The sequence below is a fragment of the Photobacterium sp. GSS17 genome (assembly GCF_028621875.1).
GTDB lineage: Bacteria > Pseudomonadota > Gammaproteobacteria > Enterobacterales > Vibrionaceae > Photobacterium > Photobacterium ganghwense.
In genome coordinates this window covers 3120388-3139701 of sequence record NZ_CP117517.1, presented here as the reverse complement: position 1 = coordinate 3139701, position 19314 = coordinate 3120388, and the positions used below count along the sequence as shown (strand labels likewise).

Below are 19314 nucleotides of genomic sequence, written 5' to 3'. Positions count from 1 at the left end.
AAATTAAGAAATAAAAAAATTGGCACAGTGCTTGTTTATTCATCAGTGGTGACTGAGAAGGAATTCTGAATTGAGGAGCAGGCAATGAAAATAATTAGCGCAATCATTAAACCGTTCAAGCTCGATGATGTTCGTGAAGCACTGGCTGATGTCGGCGTCGAAGGGATGACGGTCTCGGAAGTGAAAGGGTTCGGGCGGCAGAAGGGCCACACCGAACTGTACCGTGGCGCGGAATACCAGGTCGACTTTCTGCCAAAGGTAAAGCTGGAGATCGCGACTCAGGCTGACAACATGGAAGCCATTATTGAGGCGATCACCAAGGCGGCCCAGACCGGCAAGATTGGCGACGGCAAGATTTTTGTGTACGACCTGGAGCATGCGGTTCGCATCCGTACCGGGGAAACTGATTTAGAAGCCTTATAACAAACAGGATTGAAGTAGGGGACAAAGATTATGGAATTATCAACTACCGTTACCGAGCTGCGTTATGCGCTCGACACCTTTTTCTTCTTAATGTCAGGTGCCCTTGTGATGTGGATGGCCGCCGGGTTTGCCATGCTGGAAGCAGGGCTGGTGCGGTCGAAAAACACCACCGAAATCCTGACCAAGAACTTCTGTCTGTACGCGATTGCCTGCACCATGTACCTGATTGTCGGTTACAACATGATGTATGTCGACAACGGGGAAGGTGGCTGGCTGCCTACGTTCGGCACATTGATCGGCACGCAGGCGGACGGAGCTGATCACTCGCTGGAATCGGATTTCTTCTTCCAGGTGGTGTTTGTCGCGACGGCGATGTCGGTGGTATCCGGTGCCGTTGCTGAACGCATGAAGCTGTGGTCGTTCCTCATTTTCTCAGTCATTCTGACGGCCTTTATCTATCCAATGGAAGGGTACTGGACCTGGGGCGGTGGCTTCCTGTCTGAAGCCGGTTTCAGCGACTTTGCCGGCTCTGGCATCGTCCACATGGCGGGTGCGGCTGCAGCGCTGGCCGGGGTACTGCTGCTGGGCGCTCGTAAGGGGAAATACGGTAAGAACGGCGAGATCTACCCGATCCCGGGTTCTAATATGCCGCTGGCGACAGTAGGGACCTTCATCCTGTGGTTCGGCTGGTTTGGTTTTAACGGCGGTTCACAGCTGATGTTGTCTGACTTTGAAAACGCCACCGCTGTCGGGAAAATTTTCCTCAACACCAATGCCGCGGCGGCCGCGGGGGCGATTGCGGCACTGGCGGTGTGTAAAACCACGTGGGGCAAAGCGGATTTAACCATGATTCTCAATGGGGCGCTGGCTGGCTTGGTTGCCATCACGGCAGACCCGCTGTCACCGTCACCAATGGCGGCAGTGATTATCGGGGTAGTGGCTGGTTCACTGGTGGTATTTAGCATCATTGGTCTGGATAAAGTGAAAATCGATGACCCGGTAGGAGCGATTTCGGTCCACGGTGTGTGTGGCTTCTTTGGCCTGATGGCGGTGCCATTTAGTAATGCCGATGCCAGCTTTGGTTCACAGTTGCTGGGCGCGGCGGTGATTTTCGGTTGGGTATTTGCGACCAGTCTGGGTGTCTGGGCGGCACTGAAATACACCGTGGGCATTCGCGTGACCGAAGAAGAAGAGCTGGCAGGGATGGACGTACACGATTGTGGTATTGATGCCTACCCAGAGTTTGTCAGTGTGAAATAGTTAACATATATATAGATCACAACTTTACAAAAAACGCTGCCAATAAGGCAGCGTTTTTTTATCTCAACGGCAATGACGCATTGTATTGATGAACTGCTACAGTATAATTGAGCGAAACTGATAACTGTTATCATTCTATTTTGCGTTTAAGGGAAGTAAAAATGAAAAAGCTGTTGGCATCGGCAATTCTATTGGGTCTGGCTGCTCCTCAGGCGGCAATGGCGGCGGAAGAAGTGAACGTTTATTCTTACCGTCAACCTTTCCTGGTTGAACCTATGTTCAAAGAGTTCACTGCAGAGACCGGTATCAAAGTAAACGTGAAGTTTGCAAAAGAAGGTCTGGCAGAGAAACTGCAGCAGGAAGGCGAATACAGCCCGGCCGATGTCCTTCTGACAACAGATATCAGCCGTCTGGTTGAACTGGCTGACAAGAAGCTGGTTCAGTCCGTTGACAGCAAAGTGATTGAGCAAAATGTTCCGGCTCAGTTCCGTGATAATGAAGACGAGTGGTTTGCGCTGACTATGCGTGCACGTAACGTGTATTCGTCTCGTGACCGTGTGGGCAAACTGCCAGCGGAATTTGATTACAAAGATCTGGCCAAGCCGGAGTGGAAAGGCAAGATCTGTACGCGTTCAGGTAAGCACCCTTACAACATCTCGCTGGTTTCTTCGATGATTGCTCACTACGGTGAAGCAGAAACGAAAACCTGGCTGGAAGGCGTGAAAGCGAACCTGGCTCGTAAGCCACAAGGCAACGACCGTGCGCAAGTTAAAGCGGTGAAAGAAGGTCTGTGTGACCTGGCAATCGGTAACAGCTACTACCTGGGTAACATGCTGAACGATGAGAGCCAGAAAGCATGGGCAGAGTCGGTATACATCAACTTCCCAGGCCAGCAAGCAAACGGCACACACGTAAACGTGAGTGGCATGGCAATGGCTAAATACGCGCCAAACAAAGCTAACGCGCAGAAGCTGATGGAATTCCTGACAGGCGACAAAGCCCAGCACATGTATGCAGAAGTGAACTACGAATACCCGGTTAAAGAAGGCGTAGAGCGCTCTGAGCTGGTAGCTTCATGGGGGGACTTCAAGTCCGATACGCTGTCACTGGAAAAAGTGGCTGAATACCACACTGCCGCCATCAAGCTGATGGACGAAGTGAAATTCGACCTGTAATACACCAAAAAATGGGGCCACAGGCCCCATTTTTGTTTAAGGATCGGGGAGCAGACAATCGGGCTTGATGTTGGAAAACGAATGAAAAATCCTTAGATCCTTGTACTTTTTCCAATGACTTGTGGTAGCTTCACTTCCCTACTCAGAGAAAGGATTTATCAGGCTCTGACAGTGGTATGGCGTCGTACCAGGGTTAAGTTGCAAAAGGTACTAAGTTGTAAGCAATGAAAGAAAGATATCTTTGTTGGCAAACCAGTGGCTGGGTGTTTTCCCTGCTGCTGGTTTTGCCTATTCTGGCCATTTTTTACACCGCAGCCGGTGAGAGCGATGAAGTCTTCTCTCACCTGATGGACACGGTGATGGCCACCTATACCACTAATACCTTCCTGCTGGTGGTCAGTACCAGCGTGCTGGCCTTGCTGTTTGGCTTGCCTGCGGCCTGGATCATGGCGATGTGCCGGATTCCGGGGGAGCGGGTGCTGCAGTGGGCGATGGTACTGCCTCTCGCCATGCCGGGCTACATTGTCGGGTACATCTACACGGACTGGCTGGACTATGCCGGGCCGGTGCAGATTATGCTGCGTGACTGGTTTGGCTGGCAGAATTACCAGGACTACTGGTTTCCGGATATCCGCTCACTGGGCGGTGCCAGTCTGGTACTGGCTCTGGTGTTGTATCCCTACATTTATCTTCTGGCCCGGGCAGCGTTTATGGAGCAGAGCACCAGCTTGCTGCAATCAGCCCGTCTGCTGCGCTGCTCACCGTGGGAAAGTTTCCGCCGTATTTCTTTGCCATTGGCTCGCCCGTCCATTGCGGTCAGCCTGTCGCTGGTGGCCATGGAAACTCTGGGGGACTTTGGTACGGTCAGCTATTTTGCCGTGAACACGTTGACCACCGCGGTTTACGATACCTGGCTGGGTTACTCCAACCTCAATGCTGCCGCGAAAATTTCCGCCATTATGCTGCTGGCGATCTTCCTGCTGATCAGTGCCGAACGGTTCAGTCGGCGTAAGCAGAAGCTGTTCCAGCAGGAGTTTGAACACGGTGATGACATTCGTTACCCGCTCAACGGCGTGAAAAAGTGGGCAGCGGTGATTTGGTGCTGGGGACTGGTCGCTTTTGCCTTCGTCCTGCCGCTGCTGCAACTGAGCTATTACGCCTGGCATTACTTTGCTGCAAGCTGGACGCCGGAATTTCAGCAATACGGTCTGAACAGCCTGAAAGTGTCGTTGATGGCAGCGGCTGTTGCCGTCGTATTGGCCTTGATCTTTAACTTTTACCGCCGTCTTGACGGGCGCCGTACCACGGTTGTGCCGTCGCGGATTTCCTCGCTGGGGTATGCGGTGCCGGGTACCGTGCTGGCAATTGGGGTGATGATTCCGCTGACGGGGGCTGACCACTTGCTTAATGATACGACAATCGCGCTCGGTTTAGGGCGTCCTGGGCTGGTGTTCTCCGGCACCATGTTTGCCATTATTTTTGCCTTTGTGGTGCGTTTTGCTGCGGTGGCTGTCGGCAGTATTGAAAGCAGCCTGGCCAAGATTCCGCCGTCACTGGATATGGCTTCCAAGACTATGGGGTATGCCTCGATACAGATGCTGCGTCGGGTTCACCTGCCGCTGATCCGCCGCGGTTGCCTGATTGCCGGTCTGTTGGTGTTCATTGAGTCGATGAAAGAGCTCAATGCCGCGCTGCTGTTGCGCCCGTTTAATTTTGAGACGCTGGCAACCTACGTATTCAATTTCGCGTCTGATGAGCAGCTGGAGATGGCCGCTCTGCCGGCGATACTACTGGTCATTGTTGGCCTGATCCCACTGGTGATGGTTAACCGTTCTTTGGAGCAGAAACACTGATGAGTCATGCATTATCCGTAACCAACCTGACCTGTAAGTACAATGGCCAGGCCGTGCTGGAGAATCTGTCGCTGCCGGTTCAGGACAACGAAATTGTGTGTCTGCTGGGGGCCAGTGGCTGTGGCAAGACGACCCTGCTCAAAGCTATTGCCGGTCTGCTGCCGCTCGACAGCGGTGAGATTCACATTAACGGCCGGGTGATCGCTGATGGCAAAACCTGGCTGCCGCCGGAGAAGCGTAACATCGGTATGATCTTCCAGGATTACGCCCTGTTTCCGCATCTGACGGTGGCGGAGAACATCGCCTTCGGCCTGAGAAACTGGGACAAAGCCCGGGTTCAGAGCAAGGTGCAGGACATGCTGGAACTGGTGCACCTGAGCGGACTGGATGACCGCTATCCGCATCAGCTGTCAGGTGGTCAGCAACAACGGGTGGCGATTGCCCGGGCCCTGGCGTGCGAACCGGATCTGATCCTGCTGGATGAACCGTTTTCAAATATTGATACCCAGGTGCGCTACAGCCTGATCCGTGAAATTCGCCGGATTTTTAAAGCGCAGGGTGTGACAGCTATTTTCGTGACCCACAGCCGCGAGGAAGCGTTTGTGTTTGCCGATCGGATGGCGGTGATGAACCACGGTGTGATCGAGCAGTTTGGTTCTGCCACGGAGCTGTATTACCGACCGAGCAGCCGATTTGTGGCGGAGTTTCTCGGAACCGGTACCTATCTGCCGGTGACCATGGGGAATGACAAAACGCTGGCCACCCCGTTTGGCCCGATTAATGTCGGCAGCCCGATCATGATGGAAGCGGGCAGCAGCAACGTGGAATGGCTGCTGCGCCCTCAGAATCTGAAGGTGATACCGGCAGCAGAAGGGGCCGGGGTGATCATTGATCAGCTGTTTATGGGAGACAGCTGCCGGTATACCGTCGATTATCAGGGACACCACCTGATGGTCTACTCTCACCTGATTCTGCAGATGGGTGAGCGGGTAGAGGTCAGTGTTGAGCCTCATGAGCCGGTGGTGTTTGCTTCTGCCTGCTAGCGCAGGGTTTTTGATACTGAACCTGGTGCAGCGGCTTAGTACTGGATTATGCCGAGCAGCAGGACAGAGATAGCTGTTGGCGCTAAATAATCAGGCCGGCATATTGCCGGCCTGATTGGTTTGGATTATTTTTCCAAGAGTGCCTGGATATGCAGGGTGGCTTTTTCCTGCATTGCATCGCGATCCGGATTAATATTGGTCTGCAGGTACAGCACGTAGCACAGGCCCTGAAACTGCCAGGCACGCTCCTGGCCAGACAGGGCACCGTCAATCTTCGCGGCTTCAAACTGTTCAGAGATGAAGGCAAAATTCTGTTGGTTGTTACTGACAAACTGTGGCCAGATCTCGTCGCGAACTGAAGTGCTCCACTCGAACCAGACTTTGACCCAGTCCTGCTGCTCGATCACTTCGTCGATCAGTCGATGGGAGATCTGAGTCAGTTGCGCCTGGAACGGCTGGTCGTTGTCAAACGACTCGGCCAGCATGGACTTGAAGCATTGTTCCACTTGTCCCAGTACTTCTTCAACCAGTGCTTCGCGGGTAGGAAAGTAATTGAATACCGTCGCGACCGAGACATTCGCCATTTCCGCAATATCAGCGTGCCCGGCACGACCGATGCCGCGACGGGCGAAAACGTCCATAGCAAAGTTGAGTAGTTGTTCCTTCCTTTTTTCCGGTGACAGGCGTGTTCTGGTTTTTTTTAGGATGGTATCCATATCACTGATTCCCTAGCTCCAAAGTATTTGTTTTGGTTATCATTTGTTCTTGCGGGATAACTTTACAGGAGCAATCGGTTGTATTCAAACCAGTTTTTAATCAATGTGTATCATATCATTGACAGGGCGGATAAAATAACCATTACAATTGAAGGAATGCTAGAATAGGCGTCCGTTTTACCGCAAGCCGACAGCCGACGAAGACGGTCGGACTGATGGAGAATAAAATGAAACACACTATTGAAGTAATGATTTCTGAGCAGGACGTTCAGGCACGTGTTAAAGAGCTAGGAAAGCAGATCACAGAACACTATAAAGATTCAGAAAACCTGGTAATGGTTGGCCTGTTGCGCGGCTCCTTTGTGTTCATGGCTGACCTGGCCCGTGCCATTGAACTGCCGCATGAAGTCGACTTCATGACCGCATCAAGCTATGGCAACACCATGGAAAGCAGCCGTGATGTACGTATCCTGAAAGATCTGGATGACGACATCAAAGGTAAGGATGTCCTGCTGATCGAAGATATTATCGATACAGGTAATACGCTGAACAAAGTGTGTGAAATCCTGGCGCTGCGTGAGCCAAACTCTATCCGTATCTGTACCCTGCTGGACAAGCCTGAACGTCGCGAAGTGAAGGTAGATGTCGCTTGGATCGGTTTTGAGATTCCTGACGAGTTCGTGGTCGGTGTGGGTATCGACTACGCCCAGAAATACCGCCACCTGCCGTTTATCGGCAAAGTGGTGCCGCAGGACGGCGAATAACCAATAGGAAAAAGCGACTGATTTCAGTCGCTTTTTCTTTATGGCATCAATTTACTTGTGGGTGTTGCCCGGCAGGATTTCTGCCATGGCTGCCTGATACGCCACTTCCAGGCTCTCGCGGCTGGTCGCTGTCACGCCCAGGTTCCGCAGCTTGCCGTCACCGATACCATAAATCCAGCCGTGCAGTTTCACCTGCTGACCGCGCTCCCAGGCACTCTGCATAATGGTCGAGTTACCCAGGTTGTAGACCTGACTGGCGACGTTAATTTCGCATAGCTTGTTGTCCCACTCTTCGCGAGGCAGCTGGCCCAGGTCTGAGCGATACTTCATGAACAGGTCGCGGATGTGTAGCAGCCAGTTGTTGATCAGGCCCAGCTGAGGATTATCAATCGCGGCACTGACCCCACCACAGCCGTAGTGGCCGCAGACAATCACGTGGCGAACTTTCAGCACGTCTACGGCGTACTGTACAACCGAGAGACAGTTGAGATCGGTGTGGATGACCTGGTTTGCCACGTTACGGTGGACAAACAGTTCACCTGAGTTGAGGCCGGTCAGGCGTTCTGCAGGAACTCGGCTGTCTGCACAGCCAATCCATAGGTATTCCGGGTGCTGGGCTTTGGCGAGATGAGAAAAAAACTCCGGGTTTTCATCCTTAATGTTCTCTGACCAAGCCAGGTTATTTGCAAATAGCTGTTTGATATCTGCCATTGTTGTGCCTTTCTCTGATACATTCGTATACCCGCAACGGCGGTGCCATTGCGTCTGGTGTCATATGGTATGGGTTACCATTCACATATCTGTCAGCACTGTAGCAATACTGGCAGATATACGAACCCGGCATCACTATACACAAGTTAACAACTTATCAAATCGGAGTAGTTATCCGACGAAAGTTTCTAACATAAAGATCGCATTTTATGAACGCATTGGAAATAAAAAATTTAAGCAAAACCTACAAGGGTGGTGTTAACGCCCTGAAAGATATGAGCTTATGTGTCGAAGAAGGTGATTTTTTCGCACTACTGGGGCCAAATGGTGCTGGTAAATCAACCACAATCGGGATTATCAGCTCTTTAGTCAATAAGAGCGCCGGGGAGGTTAAAGTCTTCGGCTATGACTTAGATACTCAGTTGGTGGACGCCAAGCGTCAGCTCGGTCTGGTGCCGCAGGAATTCAACTTTAACCAGTTTGAGACCGTGGAGCAGATCGTGGTCAATCAGGCCGGGTACTACGGTGTACCGCGTCTACTGGCCAAAGAGCGGGCCCGTAAATACCTCAGTCAGCTCGACCTGTGGGAAAAACGCAACGAGCGTGCCCGTAACCTGTCAGGCGGGATGAAACGCCGTCTGATGATTGCCAGGGCGCTGATGCATGAGCCAAGACTGCTGATTCTCGATGAGCCGACGGCCGGTGTTGATATCGAGCTGCGCCGCTCAATGTGGGCGTTCCTGCGCGAGATTAACCGTCAGGGCGTCACGATTATCCTGACCACGCACTACCTGGAAGAAGCGGAGATGCTGTGCCGCAATATCGGTATCATCAACCACGGTGAATTGATTGAGCACACCTCGATGAAAGCTTTGCTGAGCAAGCTGGAAATGGAAACCTTCATTCTGGATATCAAGCTCAACGGCAATCATCCCGAGCTGGAAGGGGTGAACTGGCGGCTGCCGGACAACCATACCCTGGAGGTGGAGATCAACCGGGGATCGAGCCTGAATCAGGTGTTTGTCCAGCTGACCCGTCAGGGGATCGATGTGATATCAATGCGTAACAAGGCCAACCGCCTGGAAGAGCTGTTTGTGACGCTGGTATCGAACAGTAAGCGAGCCAAACAAGGAGAGCAGGCATGAACCCGATTTACTGGATTGCTTTTAAAAGCCTGATCACCAAAGAAGTGAGCCGCTTTGCCCGGATCTGGATCCAGACCATGGTGCCGCCGGCGATCACCATGACCCTGTATTTCATTATTTTCGGTAACCTGATCGGGAGCCGGATCGGGGAGATGGGCGGTTTCAGCTACATGGAATATATCGTACCGGGACTGATCATGATGTCGGTGATCACCAACTCGTATTCGAACGTCGCTTCGTCGTTTTTCAGTGCCAAGTTCCAGCACAACATTGAAGAGCTGCTGGTGGCGCCGGTGCCGAACTATGTGATCATCGCCGGTTACGTGGGCGGCGGGGTACTGCGTGGACTGGGCGTCGGATTCATTGTTTCCGTGGTGTCGTTGCTGTTTGTCGACTTGCAGATTGCGCATCTGGGCATTGTGGTGGCGACGGTGGTGATGACCTCGGTGGTTTTCTCGCTCGGCGGCCTGATCAATGCGGTGTTTGCCAAGACATTTGATGACATCAGCATCATTCCGACTTTCGTGCTGACGCCGCTGACCTACCTGGGCGGGGTGTTTTATTCGCTGAGTCTGTTACCGGAATTCTGGCAGGGCGTGTCGAAGCTGAACCCGATTGTCTACATGGTCAATGCGTTCCGCTATGGCTTCTTAGGTGTGTCGGATGTGGGTATCGGGACGTCGTTTGCGGTGCTGGGACTGTTCACGGCGATCCTGTACGGGATCTGCTATTACCTGATCTCCCGTGGGATCGGTCTGCGCTCATAATCGACCCGTCACGTTGTAGCCCTTCTTGCGGCAAATAATGACGACAAATTAGGTATAAAAAATCCCGGCACAGGCCGGGATTTTTTGTTTTTCGTCTCACTCGTTGCGGATACCTGCGGTGGAGATCGGTGCAGGATTTATTCTTCGGTCGCTGCTGTTGGCGGGTTCAGATCCACAACCTGATTATCGATCAGGCGGGCTTTACCAAGGAACGCCGACATCAGGATCACCGCTTGCTGTGATTCGTCGCTGACCGGTAGCAGAGAGGCGGCGTCGCGAATGTAGATTTCATCCGGCTGCAGACCGGCGGCACGCAACTGATCATTAGCATCCATCACCAGCTCGGCATAGTCGTTACGACCACCGCGCATCTGGCTGCTGATCCAGCGCATGGTGCGGGCAAGGACCGGGGCACGCTGACGTTCGTCAACGGTCAGGTAACCGTTGCGGGATGACATGGCCAGGCCGTCCATTTCGCGTACGGTCGGTACGCCAATGATCTCGATGTCCATCGCCATATCGGCCACCATCTGGCGGATTAGTGCCAGCTGTTGATAATCTTTTTCGCCGAAACAGGCGACATCCGGCTGAACAATGTTGAACAGCTTGGTCACTACGGTGGACACCCCACGGAAGTGGCTCGGGCGCAGGGCACCCTCCAGCATGGTCGACAGGCCCGGTACGTCCACGAGCGTGTGGCGATCCAGTCCTTGCGGGTACATGATGTCCGGGGTCGGAGTAAAGACCAGATCAACGCCTTCGCTGTTCAGCTTGGCCAGATCGTCATCCATGGTGCGCGGATAATTGTTCAGGTCATCGGCTTTATCAAACTGCATCGGATTGACAAAAATGCTGACCACAACCACATCGGCGACTTCGCGGGCTTTGCGAACCAGAGTCAGGTGGCCATCATGCAGGTTGCCCATGGTTGGCACGAAAGCAATCCGGCGGCCTTCACGGCGCCAGACGCGAATCTGCTCGCGGATTGGGGCAATCTCAGCGAATGTTTGCATCTTTATTCCTTATTCAAAGGTATGTTCTGGGCCAGGGAAGGTTCCGGCCTCAACATCTTCTAGATATTTAGTGACGGCTGCGCGCATGTCGCCGGTTTCTGCCAGATAGTTCTTGGAGAAACGTGGCATATAGTTTGCGGAAATCCCAAACATGTCGTGCATGACCAGAATCTGGCCATCGGTAACATTACCGGCACCAATGCCGATAACCGGGACTTCAACGGCTTTGGTGATACGTTCTGCCAGACTGGCAGGTACACACTCCAGCAAAATGATCTGCGCACCGGCATTTTTCAGCAGAATAGCATCTTTCACCATCTGCTCAGCGTGGTCGGAATCACGTCCCTGCACTTTGTAACCGCCAAAAATATTGACGGATTGCGGCGTCAGGCCAAGGTGCGCACAAACCGGTACGGCGCGCTCAGTCAGTTTGCTGACCGTTTCTGCCAGCCAGGCTCCGCCTTCCAGTTTCACCATGTTTGCCCCGGCACGCATCAGGGTAGCCGCGTTTTCACACGCTTGCTCTGGCGTGCTGTAGCTCATGAACGGCATGTCAGCCATCAGCAGCGAATTCGGGCTGCCGGCACGGACGCAGCGGGTGTGGTACGCCACATCGTCAACGCTGACTGGCAGGGTGTCAGGTTTACCCTGCAGCACCATCCCCAGCGAGTCACCGACCAGCATGACCGGCACGCCCTGTCCTTCGAACAGTTGGGCGAAGCTGGCGTCATAGGCGGTGACGGAGGCAAATTTACGACCTTCTTTCTTCCATTTCATCAGGTCGTTAATCGTGATCTTTTTCATTTTCTCTCCCTCTGGTGCCTGAACGTCGGGATCAGTTAGACCAAACGGTCAAACCGTTGCGATCGACCTCAGCCAGCAAGGATTGCAGGCGGGTGTGATCGGGCAAAATCAGTTCAGGCGCAATTTCTGCAAGTGGGTATAAGACAAACTCACGCACCTTCATGCCATAGTGAGGCACGGTCAGGCGTTCACACTGATGGATCAGATCGCCATACAGTATGATGTCGAGATCCAGCGTGCGGGGTCCCCAGCGCTCGGCTTTACGGACCCGGCCATGTTCCTGCTCGATGGCCTGCGTGCAGTCCAGCAGTGCCAGCGGCGCCAGTTCGGTGTCTACAGCGACCACGGCATTGATGTAATCCGGTTGATCCTGCGGGCCCATCGGGGCGCTGCTGTACAGGGACGAAACCGCCACCACCGTCAGATCCGGATGCTGTTGCAGGGCATCAATCGCACGGCGAGCCTGGCTGACGGGATCAGCCAGGTTGCTGCCAATGGCAATGTAGGCGCGGATCATGACGATTTGGCCTGTGGTTTCTTACGGCGCACCGGACGACGACGGCGACGGCGGGTCGTTGCACTTCCGCCATCGTTGATGATCTGCACCATCTTGTTGCGTTGGTTGCGATCGCCCTGTTGGAACTCGTCCCACCATTGGGCCAGTTCGGTCACTTCCGGTCCTTCGAAATGCCCTCGCATTTCCAGGAAGTCGAAAGCCGCGCGGAATTTCGGATGTTCCATCATCTTGAACGCACGTTTGCCGGTACGGCGGCTTAAGCGCATCTGTTGCTGCCAGATATCCCGGATCGTGGTGGTGAAACGACGCGGAATCGCGATGTTTTTCACCTGCTCGTCAAGAATATCGTTGGCCGCCACCATGAAGGCGTCGTAGTAGCCCAGGCCGCTGGCAAATGCAATTTCCTCGGCACGGGTCATGGCCGGGTACCATAGCATAGCTGCGTACATGAAGGCCGGGTTGACCCGCTTGCCTTCCTCGATTCGGGCGTCGGTTGCTGCCAGAATATGCTCAAGCATTTTCTCGGTCAGGCTGCTCTCGTCTTCGGTAAAGTGCTCCGCCAGCAACGGAAAGAGTTGCTGGAACAGGTTGTACTGACGCAGCAGCTTATAAGTTGCCAGACCATTGCCGGATTGAAGCAGCTTGAGGCTTTCTTCAAACAGGCGGGCCGCCGGAATATCCTGAAGCAGGCTTGCCAGCAGCTTGATCGGCTTGGCGGTCTCCGGCTCGATGGTCATATCCAGCTTGGCGGCGAAACGCACGGCACGCAGCATCCGTACCGGGTCTTCGCGGTAACGGGTTTCCGGATCACCAATCAGACGGATCACGCGATTGTCGAGATCTTCAACACCGTGGGCATAGTCTGCTACGGTGAAGTCCTGAATATTGTAATACAGGGCGTTGATGGTGAAGTCACGACGCTCGGCGTCTTCCTCGATGGTGCCGTAGACGTTATCACGCAGCAGCATGCCTTCCTGGCTTTGCGCCGAGATCTGCTTCTTGTCGTTCAGCGGCTGGGTATCAGCGTGGTGGCCCCTGAATGTGGCGACTTCAATGACATCGCGGCCAAACAGGATGTGGGCCAGACGAAAACGACGGCCAATCAGGCGGCAGTTACGAAACAGCTGCTTGATTTCTTCCGGAGTGGCATTGGTGGCAATGTCAAAATCTTTGGGTTGTTTTCCTAACAGGAGATCGCGAACCCCGCCTCCCACCAGATACGCGTCGTAACCGGCTTTGTTTAGGCGGTAAAGGACTTTCAGCGCATTTTCGCTGATATCTTTACGTGAAATACCGTGCTCTTGGCGCTGATAAACTTGCAAAGCGAGTTCCTCGGTGTCGAGCGTACTACTATCGCGATTCAATACCTTACGGCAAAAGCTGGCGACTCGATTAAAGATAATACACCTCATTTATGTGGTTCGGATTCGATAAACGGCCGCTTATGATATATCACGGCAAGGAATTTTAGAATCCTATGACCTGTTTCGTCTGTTTTACCCGCAGATAGGGCTGATGTCGGCCAACATTCAGGCTGGTTGAATCCTGGTTTGTGCTCAGTTCTGCAGCGCCGCTCCGGATTTCTCGGCCCGGATGAAAGAAGTAGACCTAGTGGCCGGAGAGATGGCCCACCGGGCGGCGGCAACTTCCGGAGCGAGCACTACGGGATGCCCGCTTCGTGACGCAGAGTGATCGCCGTGGTGCGGGGGAGCTGTTCGACCTGCCAGTGTTGTGTTCCCCAGCGCAGAATCTCGTCCAGCGAGCAGGCGGCCAGATCGGCCGGCGGCTGCAGGCCGAGAAAACGCATTGCGGCGAGCAGGGCCGGTTTCGGGGCGGCCTTGTCGATCGCTGGCGCGTGATTCTGTTTTGACAGCTTGTTGCCGTTATCGGTTACCGCCAGCGGCAGGTGCAGGTAGCGGACTTCCGGTTGCCCCAGCAGGCGGTACAGACCAATTTGGCGGCCGGTCGGCTCTATCAGATCTGCGCCACGGACAATTTCTGTTACGCCCTGCTCAATATCATCCAGTACCACAGCCAGGTTATAGGCGTACAACCCGTCGCGGCGGCGGATAATAAAATCTTCCTCTGCCAGTGCCTGAGGGATGGACATGGTGCCATGGAGCTGGTCGGTAAAAGAGGTGACCGGTTGATCAACCCGGATCCTCACTGCGCTATCCTGAGCCGACAGCCGTTTATCACGGCAGGTGCCGGGGTAAAAACCACCGGCTTCTTTAATTTGCTTACGGCTACACTGGCAGTAATAGGCCTGCCCGTCGGCCAGCCAGGTATCAATCCAGTGCTGATAGGCCGCATAGCGGGTACTCTGGTACATCACCTCACCGTCCCAGTGCAGGCCGTAGGCATCGAGCGTACGCAGAATATCGTCTGCGGCACCGGGCATTTCGCGCGGCGGATCGACATCTTCCATCCTGACCAGCCAGGTGCCCTGGTGAGAGCGGGCCTGCAGGTAGCTGCCGAGCGCGGCAATCAGTGAACCGAAATGCAGCGGACCGGACGGTGAGGGCGCAAAGCGGCCAATGTAATGTTCGAGTGTACTCATAAGCAAATCAGTGAAATGAAAGAGGGAGCGTCTGCTCCCTCTTCGGTAGAATGGTGTGGTTTAGGGGATTAGCCTGCCATCTGTTTTTCTTTGATTTCTGCCAGTGTCTTGCAGTCGATGCAAAGTTCTGCTGTTGGGCGAGCTTCCAGGCGACGGATGCCGATCTCAACACCACAAGAATCACAAAAACCAAAGTCATCGTCTTCGATGCGTTGCAGCGTTTTTTCGATCTTTTTGATCAGCTTACGCTCGCGGTCGCGGTTACGAAGCTCCAGGCTAAACTCTTCTTCCTGGGCTGCACGGTCAACAGGATCTGGGAAGTTTGCTGCTTCATCCTGCATGTGGTTTACGGTGCGGCCAACTTCTTCGCGTAGCTGGTTGCGCCAAGCTTCAAGAATTTTACGGAAGTGAGCCAGTTGCGCTTCACCCATATATTCTTCGCCAGCTTTTTCCTGGTAAGGCTCAACCCCAGCAATAGCCAGGATGCCCAGCGATTTTTTAACTTTGCTCTCTGGCATATAGCATCTCCTAATATACCTACATTAACCGTCACTGGTTAATTTGGGGCGGTATCTATAGCAGAAAGGGTGTGGAGTGGCAATTGCTGCATATATTCAATTTTATACCAATGTGAAGAAAGCATCACTTTGGGAAAACTAGCGATTGAATTTTATGCAGTGGCCCAGATAGAGCTCTTCCTGGGTCAATACCGCTTTGTAACACAGGATCTCTACGCCTGCCCTTTCTGCTTCCCGGATTAATGAAAAATAGTCCGGGTCTATATGGTGCGCCGCCGAAACATTTTCAATCCCTGAATGCAAAATTGCGAAAAAAAGTATGGCACGCTTTCCGCTTTCTGCTATTTCCTTGAGCTCTCTCAGGTGTTTTTGTCCCCGAGTTGTGACGGCATCCGGAAAATAGCCTCGACCATCCTGCAGCAGGGTCACGCTTTTTACTTCAATGTAGCAGTCGGGCTTACTTTCGTCCTGAAGAAGCACGTCTATCCTGCTGTTTTCGCTACCATACTTGACTTCGGTGCGAAGTGAGGAATAACCGGTCAATTCTGTGACGATCCCCTTGTTTATCGCCTCAACCACTAATCGGTTAGCCTGCGCGGTATTGACGCAGATGGTGTGGCCGGCTGCGGTTTCACTGAGTTCCCAGCTGCAAGGGTACTTGCGCTTGGGATTATCCGAGGTGGAGTACCAGACGCGGTTGCCCGGCTCGGCGCAGCCGGTCATGGCCCCGGTGTTGGCGCAATGAATGGTGGTGACTGACCCGTCAGGCAATTCAATATCGGCCAGAAAGCGCTTATAGCGCTTAATCAGCGTGGCGGGTTGCAGCGCCGGGGAAAACTTCATGCGGTGTCCTTTGTCGTGTTGTGTTGGGTGGTTCGGGGCCCTGGCTCTAATCTGGGGCTCAGATCTGGGATTCAGTTCAGGCACTCAACTCAGAGACTCTGTAAAGCTATGGGGACAGCGGCCATTGCCGAAGGCAGCGGTACACAACCCCCTGGCGGCCAGGCTGGCTGACAGACTGGGAAATATACAGGCCAAAGTGAGCAAAATGAAAGTGCAGCGGCGAGATTGCCGGAAAAGGCGCTGGTCTGACCGGAACCGATTTGGCCAGTGTCAGGTGGGGGCGGTAGGGCCGTTCTTCCTGTGGAATCCCGCATCCGAGAGCCATATCGCGCAGCAGGGTGGCCAGCAGCGGCAAGTCCGGAGGGGGCGTTTCCGGCGCCAGCCAGATCACCTTGCTGCGCTTCCAGTAACCGAGTTGATCAAACCCGATGGAAAAAGGCGCGACGGTCGGCAGGTGAGCGGCAGCGTCCAGCAGCTGATCCCGTTGGTTAGCGGTGACGTTGCCCAAAAAAGCCAGAGTCACGTGGAGATTCTCGGGTGGCACGGTGCGGCCATAGTGCCGACACTGGCTCACCAATTGGCAGAGGCGGTGGAAATCGGCGGTGTCGTGACGCAGGCCAAGGGCAAAAAACAGGCGCTGTTTTTTCTCTTTCATAGCAGTCATGTACAATAGCTCAGCGTAAATTGAATATGACACAAGGTGTTTCCATTGTCACAGCTGCCTATCGATGAAGTGCTGACTCCGCTGCTGGATAAGCTGGGTTCCAGCTCTCAACTGATCCTCAAAGCCCCGCCGGGGGCGGGTAAATCAACCCGCCTGCCGCTGGTGCTGCTGCAACAAAAGGTGGTGCCAGGGCGGATTGTGATGCTTGAACCTCGCCGCCTGGCGGCCCGCAACATTGCGACGTACCTGGCCAGACAGCTGGGGGAAAAGGTCGGCGAGACCATCGGGCTGCGGGTACGCGGAGAAACGCTGATCAGTCGGCAGACCCGGCTGGAAATTGTGACAGAAGGGGTGATGACCCGGATGCTGCAGCAGGATCCGGAACTGGACGGCATCGATCTGCTGATTTTCGATGAATTCCATGAGCGCAGCATTCATGCTGATACCGCGCTGGCACTGGCGCTGGAAGTGCAGGAAGCGTTGCGTGACGATCTTAAACTGCTGGTGATGTCGGCGACCCTTGATGAAGCGGCACTGTGCAGCCTGCTGCCTGCTGCCGGTTACCTTGAATCGGCTGGCCGCTGTTTTCCGGTGGCCTATCGCTATCAGCGCCTGACAGACAACAGCCACTGGCTGGATGAGGCAGCCAAAGCCATTCTGCGTTTACTGGCCCAAGAGCCGGGTTCGATGCTGGTTTTCCTGCCCGGCGCCGGGGAAATCCGTCGTCTGACCGAACAATTAGCGCATTCGCTAGCGACTCAGGCCGGGAGTGTGGGGGAGGTGGAGCTGTGTCCTTTATACGGTCAGCTGTCACCGGCACAGCAGCAGCAGGCCATCAGCCCGGCCCCGCCGGGCAAGCGTAAAGTGGTGCTGGCCACCAATATCGCGGAGACCAGCTTGACCATCGAAGGGATCCGGCTGGTGGTGGATGCCGGGCTGGAGCGGATTGCTCGCTGGGATCCGAAAACCGGCATCAGTCGGTTGGAGTCGGTTCGTATTGCCCGTTCATCGGCCGAGCAGCGGGCGGGGCGGGCCGGTCGTCTGGAGCCGGGGATCTGCCTGCGTCTTTACAGCGAAGAGCTGTTGGCACGGCAGCCTGCGACACCTCAGCCGGAAATTTTGCGGGCTGACCTGACTGCGCTGGCCATGGAGCTGGCACAGTGGGGATGCCAGTCTGCGACCGAGCTGCGTTGGCTCGATGTACCGCCGGATACCGCGTTGCAGCAAAGCCGCCGCCTGCTGACCCTGCTGGGAGCGCTGGATGAGCGAGGACAGCTGACGGACATCGGCCGGGCTATTCAGGCGCTGGGCGCGGATCCGCGCCATGCGGCGATACTGGTGATGGCGCGGGATCAGGGGCGCGAGGCGATGGCGACAGCGGTGATGCTGGTCGCGTTGCTGGAAGACCCGCCGCGGGGGATGGATAATCCGGATCTGCATTTTCAGCTCAACCTGATGGAAAACGGCAAGTTACCACGCAGCCAGGCTTACCTGCAGCGTGCCCGGCAGCATCTCGCTAAACTGGGGGCGCAGAATGTGCCGTTACAGGTGGCCGGAACATGGCTGGCACCGCTGATGGCGGCCGGTTTTCCGGATCGCATTGCGCTTTCCAGAGGACGAGACAGCCGCTACCAGCTGGCAAACGGGCAAGGGGCGATGCTCCTGCCGGATGAACCGTTGGCGGACAATGAGCTGCTGGTGGTTGCCGATATCGTGAAGACCCGTCAGGGAGACAGCCGGATATTCTCGGCGGTGGCGGCGGAGCTGCATGCCCTGCGGGATGTCTTACCGCACCTGTTCGCTGAGCGGGAATGGCTGGACTGGGATGATCGGAAAGGTCGGCTGACGGCGGAGAAGCAACTGTGTTGCGGCAAGCTGGTCTTGTCTCGTCAGCTGATGGGCGAGCCTGATCCGGCCAAAGCCAGCGAAGCGCTGCTCAATGCCGTGGTCCGAAAAGGACTGGCGGTGCTGCCGTGGTCTGATAAAGCAGTCAACCTGCTTGAGCGGGCGCGTTGTGCCGCGGAATGGCTGCCGGAGCTGGCGCTGCCGGCCATGGATGATGACAGCCTGCTGGCTGATGCCGCGGACTGGCTGCAGCCGTATATGAACGGTATGACAAGCCTGAAAGCGCTGGAAAAGCTGGATGTGCTGGCGGCCTTGGAGGCCCGGCTGGGCTGGGACAAGGCGCAGGCGCTGGATGCGGCATTGCCGACCCATTACCAGGTACCGACCGGCTCGCGCTACGCCATTCGTTACCAGCAGGGCCAACACCCTGTACTGGCAGTCAAACTGCAGGAAATGTTCGGGGAAAAAAGCTCTCCGCTGATCGCCAACGGGAAAGTGGCGCTGGTGCTGGAATTGCTTTCTCCGGCCCAACGTCCGTTACAGATTACCCGGGATCTGGCCGCATTCTGGCAGGGATCCTACCGGGAAGTACAGAAAGAGATGAAAGGGCGCTATCCGAAGCATCCGTGGCCGGATGATCCTGCGAATCACGCCCCGACTCGTAAAACTAAAAAATACATGTAGATAAGATAA

Annotated in this window: 19 protein-coding genes; 9 read left to right on the top strand and 10 right to left on the bottom strand. The window is 54.7% G+C overall.

The features are described from left to right. The first annotated feature begins 84 nt into the window (after positions 1-84). The 5 genes from PGW97_RS14280 to PGW97_RS14260 all read left to right on the top strand — a co-directional run bounded on the left by PGW97_RS14280 (position 85) and on the right by PGW97_RS14260 (position 5754). On the top strand, positions 85-423 hold the full coding sequence (locus PGW97_RS14280) for a P-II family nitrogen regulator (protein ID WP_047886930.1): 339 nt from the start codon (positions 85-87) through the stop codon (positions 421-423). A 30-nt stretch (positions 424-453) separates the two neighbouring features. Then, entirely contained in the window at positions 454-1683 is a 1230-nt protein-coding gene (locus PGW97_RS14275; RefSeq protein WP_047886929.1) for an ammonium transporter, read from the top strand. A gap of 161 nt (positions 1684-1844) precedes the next feature. Then, positions 1845-2858 (top strand): Fe(3+) ABC transporter substrate-binding protein, encoded by a 1014-nt coding sequence (locus PGW97_RS14270; protein WP_273857542.1) that lies wholly within the window; start codon positions 1845-1847, stop codon positions 2856-2858. A gap of 224 nt (positions 2859-3082) precedes the next feature. Then, positions 3083-4711, top strand: coding sequence for an ABC transporter permease (locus tag PGW97_RS14265; protein ID WP_273857541.1), 1629 nt, complete (start codon positions 3083-3085; stop codon positions 4709-4711). Beyond that, positions 4711-5754, top strand: a complete 1044-nt coding sequence (locus PGW97_RS14260; protein ID WP_047886926.1) for an ABC transporter ATP-binding protein — start codon at positions 4711-4713, stop codon at positions 5752-5754. The genes PGW97_RS14265 and PGW97_RS14260 overlap by 1 nt, the downstream gene beginning before the upstream one ends. A 125-nt stretch (positions 5755-5879) precedes the next feature. On the opposite strand, the gene PGW97_RS14255 is transcribed toward PGW97_RS14260, so the two are convergent. After that, positions 5880-6470: a TetR/AcrR family transcriptional regulator gene (locus PGW97_RS14255; protein ID WP_273857540.1), complete on the bottom strand. Its 591-nt coding sequence runs from the start codon at positions 6468-6470 to the stop codon at positions 5880-5882. 227 nt (positions 6471-6697) lie between these two features. On the opposite strand from PGW97_RS14255, the gene hpt reads away from it, so the two are divergent. Then, positions 6698-7234 carry a hypoxanthine phosphoribosyltransferase gene (gene hpt, locus PGW97_RS14250; protein WP_047886924.1) on the top strand — a complete coding sequence of 179 codons (537 nt, stop codon included), beginning with the start codon at positions 6698-6700 and terminating at the stop codon, positions 7232-7234. Positions 7235-7285: 51 nt separating this feature from the next. Here hpt and can read toward each other — a convergent pair whose 3' ends face one another. Then, the gene (gene can, locus PGW97_RS14245; protein ID WP_047886923.1) at positions 7286-7945 is read right to left on the bottom strand and encodes a carbonate dehydratase; all 660 of its coding nucleotides are present in this window, start codon (positions 7943-7945) and stop codon (positions 7286-7288) included. A 209-nt stretch (positions 7946-8154) separates the two neighbouring features. On the opposite strand from can, the gene PGW97_RS14240 reads away from it, so the two are divergent. Together PGW97_RS14240 and PGW97_RS14235 are read left to right on the top strand one after the other, a co-directional pair. Then, a complete protein-coding gene (locus PGW97_RS14240; protein WP_047886922.1) occupies positions 8155-9090 on the top strand; it encodes an ABC transporter ATP-binding protein in 936 nt (311 codons plus the stop codon). Continuing rightward, the gene (locus PGW97_RS14235) at positions 9087-9857 is read left to right on the top strand and encodes an ABC transporter permease (RefSeq protein WP_047886921.1); all 771 of its coding nucleotides are present in this window, start codon (positions 9087-9089) and stop codon (positions 9855-9857) included. Before PGW97_RS14240 ends, PGW97_RS14235 begins: the two co-directional genes overlap by 4 nt. Positions 9858-9994: 137 nt before the next feature. Here PGW97_RS14235 and panC read toward each other — a convergent pair whose 3' ends face one another. From panC to thpR, 8 genes are all read right to left on the bottom strand, one after another. After that, a complete protein-coding gene (gene panC, locus PGW97_RS14230) occupies positions 9995-10870 on the bottom strand; it encodes a pantoate--beta-alanine ligase (RefSeq protein ID WP_273857539.1) in 876 nt (291 codons plus the stop codon). 9 nt (positions 10871-10879) lie between these two features. Beyond that, positions 10880-11674 (bottom strand): 3-methyl-2-oxobutanoate hydroxymethyltransferase, encoded by a 795-nt coding sequence (panB, locus tag PGW97_RS14225; RefSeq protein ID WP_047886919.1) that lies wholly within the window; start codon positions 11672-11674, stop codon positions 10880-10882. Positions 11675-11705: 31 nt separating this feature from the next. Further along, positions 11706-12191, bottom strand: coding sequence for a 2-amino-4-hydroxy-6-hydroxymethyldihydropteridine diphosphokinase (gene folK, locus PGW97_RS14220; protein ID WP_273857538.1), 486 nt, complete (start codon positions 12189-12191; stop codon positions 11706-11708). Further along, complete coding sequence (pcnB, locus tag PGW97_RS14215) at positions 12188-13555, bottom strand: polynucleotide adenylyltransferase PcnB (RefSeq protein ID WP_047886917.1); 1368 nt, start codon at positions 13553-13555, stop codon at positions 12188-12190. Before pcnB ends, folK begins: the two co-directional genes overlap by 4 nt. 296 nt (positions 13556-13851) lie before the next feature. Beyond that, positions 13852-14751, bottom strand: coding sequence for a tRNA glutamyl-Q(34) synthetase GluQRS (gene gluQRS, locus PGW97_RS14210; protein ID WP_217393312.1), 900 nt, complete (start codon positions 14749-14751; stop codon positions 13852-13854). Positions 14752-14819: 68 nt separating this feature from the next. Continuing rightward, on the bottom strand, positions 14820-15269 hold the full coding sequence (gene dksA / locus PGW97_RS14205) for an RNA polymerase-binding protein DksA (RefSeq protein ID WP_047886915.1): 450 nt from the start codon (positions 15267-15269) through the stop codon (positions 14820-14822). 138 nt (positions 15270-15407) lie between these two features. Beyond that, on the bottom strand, positions 15408-16112 hold the full coding sequence (gene sfsA, locus PGW97_RS14200; protein ID WP_047886914.1) for a DNA/RNA nuclease SfsA: 705 nt from the start codon (positions 16110-16112) through the stop codon (positions 15408-15410). A 106-nt stretch (positions 16113-16218) separates the two neighbouring features. Further along, positions 16219-16809, bottom strand: a complete 591-nt coding sequence (gene thpR / locus PGW97_RS14195) for an RNA 2',3'-cyclic phosphodiesterase (RefSeq protein ID WP_053061923.1) — start codon at positions 16807-16809, stop codon at positions 16219-16221. A 12-nt stretch (positions 16810-16821) separates the two neighbouring features. On the opposite strand from thpR, the gene hrpB reads away from it, so the two are divergent. Next, positions 16822-19305: an ATP-dependent helicase HrpB gene (gene hrpB, locus PGW97_RS14190; RefSeq protein ID WP_273857537.1), complete on the top strand. Its 2484-nt coding sequence runs from the start codon at positions 16822-16824 to the stop codon at positions 19303-19305. Positions 19306-19314 lie beyond the last annotated feature (9 nt).

Bases quoted from the DNA above. Each gene is read 5' to 3' on its own strand.
- PGW97_RS14270 (WP_273857542.1), top strand. From the start codon at position 1,845: ATGAAAAAGCTGTTGGCATCGGCAATTCTATTGGGTCTGGCTGCTCCT.
- gluQRS (WP_217393312.1), bottom strand. From the start codon at position 14,751: ATGAGTACACTCGAACATTACATTGGCCGCTTTGCGCCCTCACCGTCC.
- panC (WP_273857539.1), bottom strand. From the start codon at position 10,870: ATGCAAACATTCGCTGAGATTGCCCCAATCCGCGAGCAGATTCGCGTC.
- dksA (WP_047886915.1), bottom strand. From the start codon at position 15,269: ATGCCAGAGAGCAAAGTTAAAAAATCGCTGGGCATCCTGGCTATTGCT.
- PGW97_RS14275 (WP_047886929.1), top strand. From the start codon at position 454: ATGGAATTATCAACTACCGTTACCGAGCTGCGTTATGCGCTCGACACC.
- PGW97_RS14235 (WP_047886921.1), top strand. From the start codon at position 9,087: ATGAACCCGATTTACTGGATTGCTTTTAAAAGCCTGATCACCAAAGAA.
- PGW97_RS14240 (WP_047886922.1), top strand. From the start codon at position 8,155: ATGAACGCATTGGAAATAAAAAATTTAAGCAAAACCTACAAGGGTGGT.
- can (WP_047886923.1), bottom strand. From the start codon at position 7,945: ATGGCAGATATCAAACAGCTATTTGCAAATAACCTGGCTTGGTCAGAG.
- sfsA (WP_047886914.1), bottom strand. From the start codon at position 16,112: ATGAAGTTTTCCCCGGCGCTGCAACCCGCCACGCTGATTAAGCGCTAT.
- PGW97_RS14255 (WP_273857540.1), bottom strand. From the start codon at position 6,470: ATGGATACCATCCTAAAAAAAACCAGAACACGCCTGTCACCGGAAAAA.
- folK (WP_273857538.1), bottom strand. From the start codon at position 12,191: ATGATCCGCGCCTACATTGCCATTGGCAGCAACCTGGCTGATCCCGTC.
- PGW97_RS14280 (WP_047886930.1), top strand. From the start codon at position 85: ATGAAAATAATTAGCGCAATCATTAAACCGTTCAAGCTCGATGATGTT.
- hpt (WP_047886924.1), top strand. From the start codon at position 6,698: ATGAAACACACTATTGAAGTAATGATTTCTGAGCAGGACGTTCAGGCA.
- panB (WP_047886919.1), bottom strand. From the start codon at position 11,674: ATGAAAAAGATCACGATTAACGACCTGATGAAATGGAAGAAAGAAGGT.
- PGW97_RS14265 (WP_273857541.1), top strand. From the start codon at position 3,083: ATGAAAGAAAGATATCTTTGTTGGCAAACCAGTGGCTGGGTGTTTTCC.
- PGW97_RS14260 (WP_047886926.1), top strand. From the start codon at position 4,711: ATGAGTCATGCATTATCCGTAACCAACCTGACCTGTAAGTACAATGGC.